This is a genomic window from Ochrobactrum sp. EDr1-4 (genome assembly GCF_049199085.1).
Lineage (GTDB): Bacteria > Pseudomonadota > Alphaproteobacteria > Rhizobiales > Rhizobiaceae > Brucella.
The window spans coordinates 138,699-155,932 of sequence record NZ_JBLZOF010000005.1; the positions used below are offsets into that span (position 1 = coordinate 138,699).

Below are 17,234 nucleotides of genomic sequence, written 5' to 3' on the forward strand. Positions count from 1 at the left end.
GTGGACCCTATCATGACCGTAAACGTCACTGAACATCTGTGGATCACCCTTAAGGATGGCACGCGCCTGGGCGCACGCCTCTGGCTGCCTGAAGGCGCTGAGCAAAATCCTGTTCCGGCTGTTCTCGAATATATCCCTTATCGCAAGCGCGATGGCACACGGGGCCGCGATGAACCGATGCATGGCTATTTCGCGCAGAACGGCTATGCTGCGATCCGTGTCGATATGCGCGGCACGGGTGAATCCGATGGTCATATGGCCGATGAATATCTTCAGCAGGAACAGGATGATGCACTTGAAGTCATCGCCTGGATTGCGGAACAGCCATGGTGCAGCGGCAAAGTTGGCATGATGGGCAAAAGCTGGGGGGGCTTCAATGGCCTCCAAGTCGCTGCCTGCCGTCCACCGGCATTGAAGGCGATTATCACGGCGTATTCGACCGACAACCGCTTCACCGACGACATTCACTATATGGGCGGTCTTCTGCTCAATGATAATCTATGGTGGGGCACAATCATGCTCGCCTATCAGTCACGTCCGCTTGATCCGGCGATTGTGGGCGATGGCTGGCGCGATGCATGGATTGAACGTCTGGAGCGTCTGCCGTTCTTCCCTGCCCTCTGGCTCGAACATCAGCATTATGACGAATATTGGAAGCATGGTTCGGTCTGCGAGGACTGGTCTGCCATTCAGTGTCCCGTTCTCGCAATTGGCGCATGGGCCGATAGCTACACCAATGCTGTTCCGCGTTTACTCGAAAACCTTCAGGTTCCTGCTCGCGGGATTATCGGCCCTTGGGGCCATGTTTATCCGCAAGACGGCCTTCCCGGTCCGGCCATCGGCTTCCTTCAGGAAGCAGTTCGTTGGTGGGATCATTGGTTGAAGGGCAAAGACACGGGTATCATGGACGAGCCAAAGCTGCGTGCTTATATCTGCGATACCATAGAACCAACTGGCTCGCGCGATGTTACGCATGGCCGCTGGGTCGGTGAGAAGAATTGGCCATCGACAGAAATCACGGCGAAGCCTTTTGCACTTGGTGCAGACTTCTCGCTCGGTAAAGCGAACGCAGAAAATGCCGTTCTTTCAATTTCATCCCCAGCGAGCCATGGCAAAGCAGGTGGTGAATGGATGGCGGCGGGCTGTCCAGGTGAGCATCCAACCGACCAGCGCCTTGACGATGGCGGCTCATTGAACTTCGATACCGCTGTGCTGACTAACGATCTGGATATTCTTGGTGCGCCGGTTGCGCGCCTGACATTTTCTGTTGATCAGCCTGTTGCACAGGTTTCACTGCGACTGAGTGATATTCTGCCTGATGGTCGTATCACCCGCGTCAGCTATCAGGTCTTCAACCTCAACCACATTAACGGCCACGATAAGCCGAAAAGGCTGGTGCCGGGAAAGACTTACGAAATCACCATAAAGCTCAACGATACGGGTTACAGCTTCAAGAAAGGTCATCGTATTCGCCTTTCTGTTGCAACAGGTTACTGGCCAATGGTCTGGCCATCGCCAAAGCGCGTGACGCTGACGCTCGATACCGCTGCATCTGTTCTTGATCTTCCGGTGCGTGAAGCGGCTGTTGATGATGCGAAAGTTGTGTTCGAAAAACCAGCACAGGGCCCTGCTACATCAATAACCCAGCTCGACCCCGGCAGCGTTCGTCGCTGGAGCTGGCAGGATCACGTTAACGGTGAAACGCTTTACGTCACAGAAGGCATCGGCGGTGTCTTTGGTGAAGGCATTCTGCGCTTTGATGATATTGGCACCGAACTGGCCCATGGCCTGAAACGTGAGCTTCGAATTCGTGATGAGGATCCGGCAACGGCCTCCTATGTGCTCACTCAAAACTATCGTATGGGCCGCGAAGGTTGGATGATCGATATTGAAAGCACAACCAGCTTACGCTCCGATCAAGAGAATTTCTATATTTCAGGCGTTCTGAGCGCTAAGGAAAACGGCAAGGACGTGAAAAGGCGGGAATGGGAGCAAACTATTCCGCGCGATTATCTCTAAGATTTATAAGCGCCAAGCCAATTTAAGCGGCTTGGTGCTTATCCCAAATTAGCCATTTGAGCCAAAGAACAATCAAAATTAATATAACATTTAACGGCGGTGAACCCTCAGACTATCGTTAGAACAGCCGTACAGTTTGCTCTGGAATGAAGGCGAGAATTATCTTGAGCTATGAAGTCACCGATTTGCTCTAGGTCATTTTCTGCCGCATGAGAGAACTCGACCCTCATCCTAATTTTTCAGCCTTATCAGCTATTGCCAGATATTTTGCTTCCAACCGGTCAAATACTTCACTTGCAGGCTTTGTCCGCCCAGCTTCGATATCAGCCAATCCACGGGCAAGCGCAGCATCAAGGGCGGTGAGTTTCGCTTCGCGTTCCTGAACAAGACGCACACCTTCGCGCAGGACTTCACTTTTTGAGCCATAGCGGCCGTTATCAACGAGCTGCTGGATATAGCTTTCGAGTTGTTTACCCAGTTCTGCACTGATCATGTTGTGGCTCCTTTGCTCAAGCGTGTAATCAAGTTAATGGATTTATCAACTATTATCAAGGCAACCTCGCGCTTCCTCTCATCATGCCCCCTCATAAATCACATGCTGGTTCACGCATTTTGGTGCGAAAAACCATCATGTTTGGCCAACACTCTGAGCGTTTGTCTGCATAAACGCACCGCTTTCGAAGAAGGCCGCCCTAACTTCACCTGCCAGAACGCTATTTTTTTATTTAGCATCCTGACCTGGCAATTGAAGCGGCCCTTGATCGGCAGGGTGAAAGGATAAATATGCTACCTGTCACCCGCAGCTTGTCATTCAATTCAGCTATGATTTTGGATTTATCAATGTTCGTTCTTTGTTCTTGATGTAAGGTCATAGCTATGCCTTCCGCGGTGAAGCAGTTTATGTTGAGGTGATTGTCGGTGATTTGGTTCAGTGAGTTTCGTTGGCCCGGTTCGACGGCTAGATCAGCCGGACCAGGCGACGCTGGGCATCACTATCCCCATCGATATAACGCTGTGTAGTAGTGATTGAGCGATGACCAACAAGCAGTTGAACATCGCGTAATGATTCGCCAACCTTGTGAACAAGCCGAGCAGCTTGTGTTACCAAGGTCGCCGTCCTGAATGTCATGAACATCCTTCAATGCCTGAAAGCGCATAAATATGCTTGAACCAGTTGAAGACGGACTTTTTTGTGACATGGCGCCGCCTCGTTCACTCAAAATAACGGGGCCGGTGCGATCAGTATTTCTCGCCAGCTTTTGTAACGCTTTCCTCAAATCAGGCTGTACCGGTACACGGCGGGCATGGGCATTTTTTGTAATACGACCCAGCAGGTTGATGGACGTGCCGAGTTTATCGTTGGCGCCGAGCAGTATTGACCATTCAAGCTGAAAGATTTCGCCTGCACGAAGTCCTGCCTAGAAGCTGAGTAACAGCATGGCTTTGTTTCGGTCAAGATGTCGGAGGGTATTTGCTGTTTGAAGCGCTTGTTGTATTTGAGTTGTAGTCACCGTGCGGGCTTGCCGGTGGTGTGTCATGATGGACATCGAGTTGAGAAACGATGTTGGTATTAAAGCCTAAAAGTCATCATTTGTTAAATCGACAATATAAATAAGTCATATAAATCAATACTTTATACTGATTTACCCACTAAAACACCACCCCGTTTAGCTTGCATAATGCCGCAATATTCTCGTCGTTGGCCATCACGAAATATGTGAAGGTTTTCGTATCAGGACGGTAGTTACTGTAAAAGAGCGTAAAGCCCGCATAAGCGCGAAATTGATTTTTCGAGTTCACTAAGCCACACACCGTATAAGTTCCGTCAGGGAACTCAGCGGCTGCAAAGTTACGAAAGCGGGCAGAAGTCTCGTCAAGAAGTTGCAATCCAACCAGCTCTTCACCGCGTTTTCGTCAGTAGAGCTCAACGCGATCACTTTGCCTCTCGGCACATAATATGCTGGGTTTCGGTATTGGGTTGGCTCAAGACTGCTATTACTATTAGCACCGGCTTGAGCGTTGCTAGAAGCATCAGATCTAGCTACTGCGCCTCGCGCTTTATCTTGCTCGCGAAGAACCACCGGACGATCTGGATAGATCGTGTTACTGTCTTCGACTACTGGGGGCGATGATGGCTGGGTGCCCAAATTACTAGGCACATAAATGGGTGGATCGCAGCGCTCACGGTCAGCGGCTGATCAAGTGGTGCAGCGGCTGAGTTATTCGATGGCGCTAGGCCATGCTGGCTCCGCCCCACTTTCGCAGTGGTATTGCCAGCTAAGTTACTGCCAAAGCGGTTTGCGCCTGGTGTTGATGGCGAGCACATGAAAACCAGCAGCGCAATTTGACGGAACAATGGCACAAGCCCTGCCAAGATCCACCAACCCGATCGGTCGGTGTCGTGCAAGCGCCTAACCGTGATCGCAATGGCTGGCCGTAAATGTGCGAGGTAAATAGCAGTGAAAAGCCCACCCGGCTCATCGCGTGTCGTATGGCCTACCGTTTGGTCGATGATCATTGCCACCACGAGCATGATGAACAAGGCCAGGCTAAAAAACCAATATTGTGAACAGCTGGCGCGCCCTGAAAACACGGCATAGTTGCGCATTGCATCGCTATAATAGTGCATGAAATCCCCCAATGATGTGTAGATGTGTGAAACGGCAAGCCCTTGGTTGTGCGAAGCGCAAAGGGGTGCCGTTGGCTCAAGCATAGCAAATACTAATTTGGGGACCAACAGTCCGTCGATTAACAGGCCGTCAATATGATTGCTGCGTGATCATGGATGTTAAAAAAATCGTTGGCTGGAACCTGCGATATATTCGCTCTGAACGTGGTCTTTCGCAGGAGCGATTGGCGCTTGAAGCACAAATTGATCGCTCACATGTTGGTCGAGTGGAACGCGGCATGGAAAACGTCACCGTTTCAACGCTCGAGACGATGGCGACAGCGCTGAATGTGCCAGTGTCAGCCCTAGTCATTGAACCGCGACCCGATGCCGAGAAACCCAAAGGGCTGAAAGCAGGCAGAAAGCCAAAGCAGGCCTAAAAGCCTCAGCTGTTGAAGCCGGCTTCGAAAAAAGATGGCCAATCAGAGAAACATCAAAATTTATAAAAAGTAAATACGACTTATACTATTGTCCTTTTTTAGAATGGCGTCATCATGACTAAGCGACACATTAGTATTTGTAATCTATTGAGGCGCATCCCCGGCCCTGCCCCCGCTATCGCGGTTTTTTAATATTTAATGTTTTATATCTAATTTAGTATAAATTTGAGATATAATTCAATTATCGTTGTTTCATGATATCTAAATTAGTGAAGCATCCGAAAATAGTGTCATGGCATTCTTTTATGATAAAATTTCGAGCGCTACGATGAAGCGTTATTTCTTCTCGAAAAAATGTAAGAATCTGAAACTAACCACTGCTCTGGCCATTCTCACAAACTGCTGGAATTTACCAGGCTTTTACATCGCCTAGGCTGTACATATGGCAAAAGTCAGCTTTTGCCATATGTTGGTGAACTAAGTAATTTCATGTTACTAATGCTATATTTTACCATATGTCATCATCTCGCCTTTTACAGGCCAAACTACAAACAACAAGATCTAAATCCTCTTCCCTTTTTTCCAATCAAACAAATGGACGCGATTTTGGTCGCCTTTGACATGTATTTGTTGTCCGAGCTTAACCTCACTGTCGCGCGGAAATTCGACGGTGAGCATTTTGGGTTGGCCGATTTCGACGTAGCCAAACATCTGACTACCCAGCCTTTCAACCACCGCAAGTTCACCGCTAAACCATGCTTCCTGAGCAGAGCAGCTGGTGAGATCTTCAGGCCGGACACCGAGTGTAATACAGTCTTGAACACCTAGGGGGCTAGCTTGGGCTTGAAGCAGAATATCCCTGCCTATGCAGGATAACATGAGCACTTCTCCACTATTTTGTAGAACCTCGGCAGGTAGTGCATTCATGGTCGGGCTACCAATAAATTGTGCCACAAACAAACTTGCAGGCTTGCGATAAATATCTAGTGGCTTACCAATCTGTTCAACATTGCCCTTATTCATAACCACAATGCGATCAGCGAGAGTCATGGCTTCAACTTGATCATGCGTGACATAAACCGTGGTTGCTTTAATCTTTCGGTGCAGTTTCGCGATTTCCAACCGCATCTCAACCCGCAAAGCTGCATCAAGATTAGAGAGTGGCTCATCAAACAAAAAAGCATTGGGTTCGCGGACAATTGCGCGCCCCATTGCGACGCGTTGGCGTTGGCCACCTGAAAGCTGCGCTGGGCGACGGGCAAGAAACTCGCCAATTTTAAGCGTCTCCGCCACGGTTCCAATCCGAGATGAGACGTCGTTGTCATTGGAGCCGCGCATCTTGAGGCCGAAAGCCATATTCTCCTCCACACTCATGTGCGGATAGAGCGCATAGTCCTGAAAGACCATTGCGATGTTACGCTCCGAAGGTGAGAGTTCGTTGACGATTGCATCACCAAACTTCAACTCACCGCCAGATATATCCTCCAGGCCAGCAATCATTCTGAGCAAAGTTGATTTACCACAACCGGAAGGACCAACCAGAACGACAAACTCTCCACTCTCGATCCGAAAGTCCAGATCATGGATAACTTTGTGAGTGCCATAAGTCTTCTGGATACGCTCCAAGGCGATGGCGATCATGCTTTCTCCTCCCAGAGTTTTCTCTTGACGTCATTTATCGATATTATTATCAATAATGATAATTGAGGCGTTAAGCAAGAAGGCTCAGGCATCGGCGTGGCATATTTTTCACCCAAACTCGTTCAGAGCAGACCTCCAAAAGCAGCAGTCGTATTTGAAGCGCTGAAGCGAGATATCATGCTTGGCGCATTGCCTGCACGGGCCAACCTAACAGAGCTTGAAATCGCAGCACATTTCCAATGCAGCCAAGGACCAGTACGTGAAGCATTGCTTCAGTTGCAAGAAGAAGGTCTCGTCCTGAGACAAGGCCACAGGGGCACTCAAGTGTCTCTTTGTACTCCAGATGAAGCTGTTGAAATGTTTCGTCTGCGCAACTCCATTGAATGCAATGGCATCCCGCGCGTGATGATGCGGCGTACTCAAAAGCTGACGGACGATCTCAAGGGAATGCTCGAAGGCATGTTACAAGCAGCCGATGACGAAGATGAATATCGTCTTGCTGCAATTGATCGCGATTTTCACAGGCACATCTTCGACGAAGCAGACCTGCCCGCGCTGAACCCGATATTGCATCGTTGCCTTGTGCATAACCATCGCTTTAAGATTTCACAAAGCGGCAGCACCCGCGATCTGCGCGGAACTGCATTGCGCCATTGCTCAATCATTGATGCCATTGAAGCTGCGGATGTCGATGCCGCACAGACTGCAATGCGCCATCACATTGCAACCATCGTCGATTTCGGACCAGCTGTATTCCCTGAAGAGAGCCGCTCGTGATGCCGCACCGTCTCAATCATGAGCCGTCGCAAGAGATGCGCGCTCTACTCGAAAAAATAGCGGTTGAGTTTGGAGGCACACCAGATCCGACAACACTCCCATCCGCAGAAGGGCGGGCACTGGCGGAGAAAAACAACCAGCGCTGGAATGTTAATCTTCCCGCGATGCAGGATGTTCGTTTAATGAAGATACCTGCAAACCCATCCATAGGATCGCAAGAAACGCCACTCCTCGTTCTGGAGCCTCTCAACAAAAAGCCCGGAACCATTCTTTTCATTCATGGTGGCGGGTTTGCGTTTTGTAGCCCAAAAACACATGAGCGTTGCGCACGTGTGCTTGCAGAGAAAACCCATTTCACTGTCGTTTTGCCTCATTACCGACTAGCGCCGGAAAACCCTTTTCCGGCAGGACTACACGATGTCATAGGCACCATACGCGCCTTGATCAATGAAAATATAGAGGGGCTGGATGCACCCCTTTATATTGCTGGCGATTCAGCTGGCGCAAATCTAGCGCTCTCGGCAATGCTGCATGAAGTGGAAAATAATCGTCCGCTGCCAAACGGCGCTCTGCTCTTTTATGGCAATTATGCCATGGATTTTGAAACCCCATCTTATCAAGCATTCATCAATGGTCCCGGGCTGACCACGGACCGAATGAAGCGTTACTGGAGCTGGTATGCGAGCGGACAAGACATTGTTGCAAATCCACTAGCCTGTCCGCTTCACACAAAAACCGAAACGCTTGCACAACTACCACCGCTTTACCTGACAGCAGCAGGAATTGATCCGCTCTTTTCCGATACAATTCTGCTGCACGAGCGACTTTCAAAGGCTGGGCGCAAAGACGAGTTAGCCATAACAGAAGGCGTCGTACATGGCTTTCTGCAATACACCAATGAACTAACGGCAGCCGAAGCAGCGTTGGAGGACGCAGCAAAGGCATTAAGCCGAATGGCCTGAATTGGAGAGGCCTTTTTTTAACAACTGGGAGGAGTTGATATGTTTAAATCTCTTATGCTTAGTGCAGCATTTACCGCTGCTCTGACAATGTCCGCGCAATCTGCTGAGACAGTTCGCTTTTGGTATCACTTCGACAATCCGGAAAACCCGATGTCGGAACTGGTTGCGAAGTTTGAAAAAGCAAACCCGGATATCAAAATCGAAGCAGAGAACATTCCATGGAACAGTTATTACGATAATCTCTACACGTCGATTATTGGCGGCAGCGCACCTGACGCGGCAATGGTCAAGCTTTTCGCACAACCGCGATTGACCGAAATGGAAGCGCTTGAACCACTAGGCGACAGGATTAATGGCTGGGCCGGAAAAGACGACTTGCTTGATAATTTGCTGGAGCTGAATAAAGCTGCAGATGGTAACCAATACTACCTCCCTATCCAGTATGTCGTTCTTTATCTCTATTATCGTGCTGATCTCTTCAAGGAAGCAGGCCTCGAACCGCCTAAAACCTGTGAGGACTTCCGCAACGCTGCAATCAAGCTCACCGATGCCCCAAATCGTTATGGCTTTGGTCTGCGCGGCGGCAAAGGCGGATGGGATCAATGGGGCGCATTTGTTCTCTCACAAGGCGGCGAGGTAAAGCCAGGCGGCTTGACAACACCGTCGGCTGTCGCAGCCAATCAATGGGTGATTGATCTGTTCCAAAAAGACAAGGTCATCCCGCCATCCGCACCAAACGATGGATTTCAGGAAATCATTTCGGCTTTCAAAACCGGAAAAACGGCGATGACGATCCACCATGTTGGCTCGTCCAAAGATCTCGTGGCTGCACTTGGCGATAAAGTATCAGCAGTCCCTGTGCCTGAGTGTGGGGGCAATCGCTGGACATCCTATGGTGATGAATCGCTTGCGATTTTCTCGTCCTCAGAAGTGAAGGATGCAGCCTGGAAGTGGATATCCTTCCTTGCCGAAGGCGAAAATAACGTCTCCTTCAACAGCGCAACCGGCCAGATGACCGTAACCAAAAGCGGCGCAAAAGACTGGAAACTGCATGATCGTCGCTTCGTTGATGCGACAGTCGAGTCCCTGCCCTTCGCGCATGTGCTGCCACAAAACGAGGGCACTTCGGAATTCGTGAACACGGCTTGGCAAACAGCTATGCAACGCGCACTCGCTGGGCAAATCACATCTGAACAGATGATGCAGGAACTGGAAAAGCTATTCCAGAACTAAGCAGCCGACGTTCGGTAGGTATGGTGGCATTACTATGTGCCGTCATATCTCACCGGTTCAAAATCGTCGAAAGCCAGCCCTTTCCCCAGCTTGGATAGATAGCCTATGTCTGCCCTACCCTCTGTCTCCCGACCGCCGGCGCGTCTTCGCCGCAGAAGTAAAAAGCTGCTGCCTTATTGGTTGCTTAGCCCGGCCGTTATTGTCACGCTCGTCATCGTTTTTCTGCCAATGGTGCAGGCAGTTTGGACAAGCTTCTACGATCTGGTGTTGTTCAAACCCAAAGCAACGGCCTTTGTTGGTATCGGCAACTATATCAAACTATTGCAGGATCCGGTGTTCTGGGCAGCTTTCTGGAACACATGTATCTGGATTGGCCTCACGGTCCCGCTCCAGATGGGCCTTGGATTGATCACTGCTCTTCTCCTCAACAGAGAGTTTCCGTGGCGCGGTCTGGCGCGTGCGCTGGTCATCATTCCTTGGGCACTCCCCAGTGTGGTCATCGCGCTGATGTGGCGCTGGATTTACGATCCCAATACCGGCGTTCTCAACGATATTTTGCTCAATTTATCAGTCGTCAGCCATGCAGTTCCATGGCTGGCCGATCCGAACATCGCGCTTTACGCAATCATTGCCACGCTGACATGGCAGGGTTTCCCATTTTTTGCGATCATGATCCTCGCGGGCTTACAGGGCATTCCAAAAAGCCAGTATGAGGCGGCGTCCATCGATGGCGCTTCACCTTGGCGGCAATTCGTGAACGTAACATTACCCGGCATAGCGCCAGTTCTTGCAACAGCAGGTCTCCTTCGTGTGATCTGGGTCGCGAACTCCATGGACGTCATCTTCGTCATGACAGGTGGCGGCCCCGGCTATTCCACATATACCCTGCCCCTCTATGCCTTCGTAAAAGCCCGGCAAAATCTCGATTTCGGCTATGGCACATCGATTGCTGTCACCTTCACGCTGCTGCTTGGTGTTCTGGTCGTTCTTTATCTTGCCCGCACAATGCGCGAGGTCGAGAAATGAAACGTCAAAGCACCCTCAAACGCATAGTAACCACTGACCTACCCGTGGCGTGCATTGTTCTGTTCGCTTTAGCTCCATTCGCATGGATGGTTTTGACATCACTCACACCCACTGAGCAACTATCAGCCAATGGGGTTTCAATCTCACCATCTGGCTGGAGCCTTGATAACTACGAAAGGCTGTTTAACAAAGCGCAGTTCTACAAGAACATGTTCGACAGTCTGGTTATTGCAGTTGGCACGGTGGTTCTAGGGCTCGCAGTTTCGGTAACAGCGGCCTATGCGCTATCGCGTTTTCGCTTCATCGGGCGCAAATTATTCATGATGCAGTTTCTGCTCATCAACATGTTTCCGATTGTGCTGCTAATCCTGCCGCTTTTTATCCTCATGCGTAAATACGGCATTCTCGACACCTATTTCGGACTTATCCTTGCAAACTCTACGGTCGCCATTCCGTTCTCTGTCTGGATGCTGACGAGCTATGTCGCTGCTATTCCCAAAAGTCTGGACGAAGCCGCGATGATGGATGGCTGTTCACGTCTTACTGCGCTGCGGCGCGTGATCATACCACTGATGATGCCCGGCATTATTTCAACCGGCATCTATATCTTCATCACGGCTTGGAACGAATATCTCTATGCCCTGACACTTGGCGGCAGAAATGTACGCCCGGTTACCGTCGCGATCCAAACCCTGATTGGTGAATATCAGATCGAATGGGGCCTTCTCGCAGCAGGTGCGGTGGTCGGAGCGCTGCCTGCAACAATTCTTTTCCTACTGGTTCAAAAACGCCTCATTGGCGGCCTCACACAAGGGGCGGTCAAAGGCTAATACCAATCTATTCCCCAATAGTTCTTCAAGCAATCGAGGAAATATCATGAACCCCATCGGGTTGATTTCAATGCAATATGCGCGGCCGTTCACAGCCGACCATTTCCCGCTGTTCCATAAAATGCGCGAGCACGGATTTGATTTTGTTGAGTTACTGGTGCCTGAACCCGGCGAACTTGATCTTAAGGAAACACGCAAAGCACTTGAAGATGCAGGATTAAGCGTGGTGCTTGCAGCGCGCGTCAATCTTGAGCGTAATATTTCTTCCGCTGACAGCAAAGCTTATCAGGGCGGTGTTGATTATCTCAAATACACAGTCGATTGCGCCAATGCCCTTGGCGCGCAGGTCGTCGGCGGCCCTTTGACCGGAAATCCGCTGGTCTTTGCTGGTCGCACACCACAGCCGGTTTCAGAAGACGAGCGCCTTCGCCGCAAAGATAGCTGCGTAAGTGCCCTGAAAATTGCAGGTGAATATGCTCATGGTAGCGATGTCCTGCTCGCAGTTGAGCCACTCAACCGCTTTGAAAGCGACGTTTTGTGTACAACCCAACAGGCAATCGAACTACTAGATGCGGTTGATCAGCCAACAATAAAGCTGATGCTCGACACATTCCATATGCATATGGAAGAAAGCTCAATCCCTGAAGCGATCAGGCTTGCAGGCGATCTGGTTGTGCATTTTCAAGCCAACGAAAATCACCGCGGCTTCCCCGGTACGGGCGCAACAGATTGGGTAGCTGTTTGTCGGGCCCTGCACGAGATTGGCTATACCGGCCCAATCTCACTTGAACCTTTCCGCCGTCAAGATGATCGCTTCGGCGTGCCTTTTGCGCAATGGCGCGCACCACACGAGGACGAAAGTGATCGCTTGGCAGCCAGCACCGCCTTCATGAAAAGCCACCTCCTTCTCACGGAATATCGTCGATGACCCTCAAAATTGGCTGGATTGGTTGCGGTATCCACGCAACCCAAATGTTGCTTCCTCAGTTGGTTCGCTATGATGTGGAAATTGCCGCTCTTTGCGATATAGACCCAGAACGTTTAAAAAATGCTGGGCGCCAGTTTGGCGTGCGTAAGCTGACAAGTGACGTCGAGGCTTTGCTCCACACACCCGGTCTCGACGCCATTGGCATGGCAGTTGGCCCTGATCAACATCTTGCCTTTGGCAAAGCTGCATTAGAGCGAGGTCTGCCTGTATTTATGGAAAAACCGCCTTCGGGATCAGCCGAAGGTGCCCGTGAGCTATTGAAAGCATCCGAGAAAGCGAAAAAGCCACTGCTACTCGGTTTCATGAAACGCTATTCAATCGGCAACAAGATTGCTGCGAATATCATTCGCTCCGGTCAATTCGGTGATGTATTGGGGTTAACAGGCTATTACATGACCGCACCCGGCTATTTCGCGGGCAATGTCAATTATACCGGGTTCTTCCTGCATCATTGCGTCCATTACATGGATCTCGTCTCTCATCTGGTCTCGCCAGTGCGGAAATTGACAGCCAGGAAAGTCGAAAAAGAACCGGGTAAGCTGCTGATCCATGCTGCATTCGATTTTGAATGTGGAGCGATTGGGACCATTGCTATGGGAACTATGCAATCGCGTGGAACACCCGTCGAACGTATCGAGTTGATGGGAGATCATCAACGTATCGAAGTGGATGATGTCATTGATGTGCGCTGGCACAGAAATCCTGCATTCAAGATCGATGATCCCAAGGCAACGCTATCAGGTGAATGCGATACGCTGACTTGGAAGCCCAACTTCACCGCAGCAGCGAACGAAGATCCAAAGGGCTATCATTCGCTGTTGGCCGATGTTGTTCCTGCACTCATGGGTAAGGAAACGCCGGCACCAAATATTTGTGATGGGGTAATCGCAATGGAGCGGTTAGAGACAATGAGAAATGAAATAGGGCTGTAGTGCCAGCTAACATTTTACATCAGAGCAAAATGAACGCATATCCACCGTTATACCAGTAAACAGGTATAACGCTTGCCCATATGGAAAAATCGGATTTTTCCATATGGGCAAAACTGCTCGACTAACGGACTATATAGGGCAGCAGCCGTGTTTGCGGTGATCATTCGATCGCGAAATTCCAGTTGAAAATCACTATCAAGATTTTGGTGTCAAATATCCCCTTGAAGAACGTAAAACATTAGAAATATAATGAGTTCAGTCTTACCTTTACTGTTTCAGAGCGAAGTATTTATGAAGAAAATAAAAGTTTTGGCCATCACAGCAACACTCTTTGTCACATCAACCGTACCGCTTTTTGCACAAGACAACGACTTTAATCTCACTTTTCACGTCGAACGTACTCCAAGCAAAACACTTGATTTAGAAACCTGCGGCTCCGTCGTTGAAAGCTCAGCAAGTGCAGCAGGATTTACGGTGAGTGTGCAGCGCTTCCCTCAACAGCTTGTTCTTGTCAGTGGCGGCGAGAAAGGAAGCGGTGTTTTCACGCTTCAATGTATTGCTGTTGGAGATGTGACGGTTAGCGTTGTTCAAGGCATTGATTATAGAACAAGCAAAGGAGCTCTTGGTAAATTCGCAGACGATACATACGCCGCAATATTGGCCTTGAGGAAATAGTGCCCCTCCCCAGCTGCCGCGAACAGTAGAGCAACGCTTGAGGTACAGGTTTGCGCTGTTTTCAAATCATATTTTGGGTTTAAATCTTCTAGAAAACGCCGGGCATCTATCAATACGTTCACCGTCAATGATGTGTCGGGATCCTTCTGTTTATGCTAGACGAGCCGATGATTTGCAAAACATGGTAAGAATTGTTGCGGGGAATAATGATCAGCAAGGTGTTGGGCCGCGGATTGATAAAGAACGGTATTACGATTCTGTTGGTACCGCTTTTAGCTGCCCTGACACTAAGTGGTCCTGTCTATTCAGATAGCTTGCCGTCACATCAGCCAATCGGCATCAGACATGTTTGCTCGCCGGTAGATGTAAGCGCCGGTCCCGGAAAATCCGCGCAGCATTCACTTCGTTCCGGCGATGAGGTCCAGCTGCAAGACATCACTTTTGGACCAGACAATAAGCCTTATTTTGCAGTCAACTATGCGACGGGAACTGGTCTGCAACGCGCAACTGGCTTTTTGCCGGTCGATCAGGTGTTTAACTTCTGTGATTTCGAAAAACGCGCCGATAACGGCCAGAACTTTCTGGCACCTCCCAACACTTGCCACCTGATTGCAATTGAAACAAACTCTCTTGCCGCTTTGAACAAAGAGACATTAGCTCTTGAGGAATTCCGGCCGTCGATGGCGGCCTACAGAATGAGCAATGGGAATTATGCACTATCGCTTGGCTTGCTCAATACACGCGCCAGCGAACCCATAATGCGGCAAGCAGTAAGCCTTCCGACGACCAGTCATTGTTCAACGGGAGCCGATCTTGTTGAAGCTATGCTGAAAACCGAAGCCGGCTTTTCGGAAGCAGAAAGTGGACGCTTTGCTTCCGACACTGAGCGCCTGGCTGCGGCGCGCGATCTGCTACAACAGGGAGAGAAAACATCGGATTCAGCAACTTTGAAGCGGGCCTGCGATCTGGGAGCTTCGAGAGCATGTAGTCTTTACGCTGAATCGATTTATGACGCCGATGATCCAAATGGAACCCTGCCCGCAACTGTTACCCATTACGCCCTGATGGGATGCATGGGCGGAGACGTCCTTGGCTGTAAACTAGCAATCAATCGTGCCGAAAACACTTTGGAAAACGCTCAGTTTCGCGCCCTTGAAGGCGGAACTCAGAATCCCGATGATCTTGTTGTTCTGGAACTCGCAAAGCCAGGTTGCGATGCACGACAGGCTGTAAGCTGCATCTTATTAGCGCGCGGTACTGCACCTTATAAGACACCAACACTCATTCAGGCCGCGTCGAATTTTGCTGCCAAGCTGACCGCATGCAGAACCAGCATTGTCTGGGCATGTGAAGAGCTTCAGGATGCCTTCGCGCAGGTTGTCCAGGCACGCCAAGGCGACGCTTCCGCAACAGCGGATGAAAATTTTGCACTGGGATCTTTTGTGGAAGAATACTGCACTCCGGGTCCTGCGAAACCCAATGTCCCACACTGTAAGCCCGCTTATCTGAAATACCGTGATTTTCTGCAATACACAAAACCTTCCGCCGCCAGCGACGCTAGAGTTGTAAAAGCAAAAAACTTTGTGGAAAAGGGCTGCGCTGCTAGCGATCCGTCAGCCTGTGCCGCTCAAACCCGATTGAGCGATCACTGGTCTGCGGACGTTCGGAGCCAAGCTGCGGCACGGGCCATCGATTTGTGCGCTCAGCAATCTGAGAAAGACAGCGTTTGCAATGGACTGGCGGCAGCCCTAGACCCTAAGCTCCAGGGCGCTAAGCCAGCTCAAAGCGAAATTTACGACGCTCTTGTAGCAAAATGCACAACCGATAAAACCTCCAACGGACAACAGGCGTGCAGTGCTGCCGTTGCGGCCTTTAAATCACTGGAGGGAGATCGTCCGTCGTCTGATATTGAAGCTGTGCTTTCTGACGCCTGTAAGGATGAAAACATCAACGGCTGCCGTACACTGGCTTCACTTATTGCAGAAAAATCGCAGAACGGATTACCGGATAACCAGAATAAAGAAGCGCTACTGTCAGTCCTTCGTACAGGCTGTCGTTTTGATGATAGCCCTGCAAGCACATGCCTTTCCTTAGCAGATACTTTGGCCTCCCGCGGAAATAACGCTGACGCAGCCGATGTTTATACGAAAACTTGCGAATATCAGATCGAACATGCGGTCGGACGACCAACCGATGTCAGCATCTGTTATAATGCAGCCAAATTCGCCCTCGCTCAGAAAATCCAACTTGCTGATGCGTTGCGCTGGTCTGAATTTGCCTGTGGCGCAGAGGATCTCGGACTGTCACCCTATGCCTGCAAACTCGCAGGTAACATTTACGCATCCGGTCTTGGTGTCGAAGCCAATCCACAGGAGGCGATAATTGCCTATCAAAGTGGATGTTTTCATCCGTATGTGAAAACTACTGACGGCGAAGCCTGTATCAAATACGGAAACATCCTGCTGGATGCGCTCAATCATTTTGGTCAAACTGGCGCTCCAAAATTTGTCCTTCCCGGAGGCATGTATGACGATAGCCAAAACCCGATTGATATTGGATCCGAGGTCTCGCGTGCATATGACATGGGCTGTATGGACAATATTGAGCAGGCTTGTCAGTTAAATCGCAAACTGCTTGATGACTGGAGCAACGCGCGTTATCTCCATAACAATGTTCGCTGCCGCGTTCAGGATGACCGCGGATCGGTGTCATCCGACAAAATCTGCCGTGCGTTTCCTTTTTATCAGGCCGCAGGAGAATTAAAAGAACAGCGCCATCAGGTGAGATTGGAGGTCTATGTCTGGCCTGATGGCGACAGAACTGTGGTCTATCAAAAAGATGGAACATGGCTTTTGAACGAGGTCATCACTGATGGCGTTCGCCATGACGGATCGACAAACTGCTGGCGAAATCCTATTTCGAAACGAAGTTTCTGTGTGTCAGCTCAGGAACAATGATTTGCAACGCTACCGCAAATCATTGTGATGTCGTATCAATTTTACAAGAGCTGGCAGAGCGTTATAAACAGACATGATCACTAAAGAAAAAAGACATGTATTGAGCGCGAATAATAACCAGTCAACATGTGTTGGCAGCTGATCAA

General features: G+C 49.9%; 16 protein-coding genes. 11 read left to right on the forward strand and 5 right to left on the reverse strand.

Annotation, left to right across the window (positions count from 1 at the left end):
* Positions 1–12 precede the first annotated feature (12 nt).
* The gene (locus ACOZHT_RS17025; protein WP_421566110.1) at positions 13–2,019 is read left to right on the forward strand and encodes a CocE/NonD family hydrolase; all 2,007 of its coding nucleotides are present in this window, start codon (positions 13–15) and stop codon (positions 2,017–2,019) included.
* Between the two features lie 226 nt (positions 2,020–2,245).
* On the opposite strand, the gene ACOZHT_RS17030 is transcribed toward ACOZHT_RS17025, so the two are convergent.
* From ACOZHT_RS17030 to ACOZHT_RS17045, 4 genes are all read right to left on the reverse strand, one after another.
* A complete protein-coding gene (locus ACOZHT_RS17030) occupies positions 2,246–2,512 on the reverse strand; it encodes a type II toxin-antitoxin system ParD family antitoxin (protein ID WP_421566111.1) in 267 nt (88 codons plus the stop codon).
* Between the two features lie 465 nt (positions 2,513–2,977).
* Entirely contained in the window at positions 2,978–3,148 is a 171-nt protein-coding gene (locus tag ACOZHT_RS17035) for a hypothetical protein (RefSeq protein ID WP_421566112.1), read from the reverse strand.
* 521 nt (positions 3,149–3,669) lie between these two features.
* Positions 3,670–3,906: a hypothetical protein gene (locus ACOZHT_RS17040; RefSeq protein WP_421566113.1), complete on the reverse strand. Its 237-nt coding sequence runs from the start codon at positions 3,904–3,906 to the stop codon at positions 3,670–3,672.
* A 229-nt stretch (positions 3,907–4,135) separates the two neighbouring features.
* A complete protein-coding gene (locus ACOZHT_RS17045; RefSeq protein WP_421566114.1) occupies positions 4,136–4,648 on the reverse strand; it encodes a DUF805 domain-containing protein in 513 nt (170 codons plus the stop codon).
* Between the two features lie 152 nt (positions 4,649–4,800).
* On the opposite strand from ACOZHT_RS17045, the gene ACOZHT_RS17050 reads away from it, so the two are divergent.
* Positions 4,801–5,067, forward strand: a complete 267-nt coding sequence (locus tag ACOZHT_RS17050; RefSeq protein ID WP_421566115.1) for a helix-turn-helix domain-containing protein — start codon at positions 4,801–4,803, stop codon at positions 5,065–5,067.
* A 561-nt stretch (positions 5,068–5,628) separates the two neighbouring features.
* Here ACOZHT_RS17050 and ACOZHT_RS17055 read toward each other — a convergent pair.
* Positions 5,629–6,708 carry an ABC transporter ATP-binding protein gene (locus ACOZHT_RS17055; RefSeq protein WP_421566116.1) on the reverse strand — a complete coding sequence of 360 codons (1,080 nt, stop codon included), beginning with the start codon at positions 6,706–6,708 and terminating at the stop codon, positions 5,629–5,631.
* A gap of 96 nt (positions 6,709–6,804) precedes the next feature.
* Between ACOZHT_RS17055 and ACOZHT_RS17060 the strand changes: the two genes are divergently transcribed.
* The 9 genes from ACOZHT_RS17060 (at position 6,805) to ACOZHT_RS17100 (ending at position 17,088) form a co-directional block, all read left to right on the forward strand.
* Positions 6,805–7,485 carry a GntR family transcriptional regulator gene (locus ACOZHT_RS17060; protein WP_421566117.1) on the forward strand — a complete coding sequence of 227 codons (681 nt, stop codon included), beginning with the start codon at positions 6,805–6,807 and terminating at the stop codon, positions 7,483–7,485.
* Entirely contained in the window at positions 7,485–8,447 is a 963-nt protein-coding gene (locus ACOZHT_RS17065; protein ID WP_421566171.1) for an alpha/beta hydrolase, read from the forward strand. Before ACOZHT_RS17060 ends, ACOZHT_RS17065 begins: the two co-directional genes overlap by 1 nt.
* Before the next feature lie 39 nt (positions 8,448–8,486).
* Entirely contained in the window at positions 8,487–9,680 is a 1,194-nt protein-coding gene (locus ACOZHT_RS17070; protein WP_421566118.1) for an ABC transporter substrate-binding protein, read from the forward strand.
* 105 nt (positions 9,681–9,785) lie between these two features.
* Positions 9,786–10,706, forward strand: a complete 921-nt coding sequence (locus tag ACOZHT_RS17075; protein ID WP_421566119.1) for a carbohydrate ABC transporter permease — start codon at positions 9,786–9,788, stop codon at positions 10,704–10,706.
* Positions 10,703–11,536 (forward strand): carbohydrate ABC transporter permease, encoded by an 834-nt coding sequence (locus ACOZHT_RS17080; RefSeq protein WP_421566120.1) that lies wholly within the window; start codon positions 10,703–10,705, stop codon positions 11,534–11,536. Before ACOZHT_RS17075 ends, ACOZHT_RS17080 begins: the two co-directional genes overlap by 4 nt.
* Before the next feature lie 46 nt (positions 11,537–11,582).
* On the forward strand, positions 11,583–12,464 hold the full coding sequence (locus ACOZHT_RS17085; protein ID WP_421566121.1) for a sugar phosphate isomerase/epimerase family protein: 882 nt from the start codon (positions 11,583–11,585) through the stop codon (positions 12,462–12,464).
* Positions 12,461–13,456: a Gfo/Idh/MocA family protein gene (locus ACOZHT_RS17090; RefSeq protein ID WP_421566122.1), complete on the forward strand. Its 996-nt coding sequence runs from the start codon at positions 12,461–12,463 to the stop codon at positions 13,454–13,456. Before ACOZHT_RS17085 ends, ACOZHT_RS17090 begins: the two co-directional genes overlap by 4 nt.
* A 291-nt stretch (positions 13,457–13,747) precedes the next feature.
* The gene (locus ACOZHT_RS17095) at positions 13,748–14,131 is read left to right on the forward strand and encodes a DUF6180 family protein (RefSeq protein WP_421566123.1); all 384 of its coding nucleotides are present in this window, start codon (positions 13,748–13,750) and stop codon (positions 14,129–14,131) included.
* Between the two features lie 206 nt (positions 14,132–14,337).
* The gene (locus ACOZHT_RS17100) at positions 14,338–17,088 is read left to right on the forward strand and encodes a hypothetical protein (RefSeq protein WP_421566124.1); all 2,751 of its coding nucleotides are present in this window, start codon (positions 14,338–14,340) and stop codon (positions 17,086–17,088) included.
* Positions 17,089–17,234 lie beyond the last annotated feature (146 nt).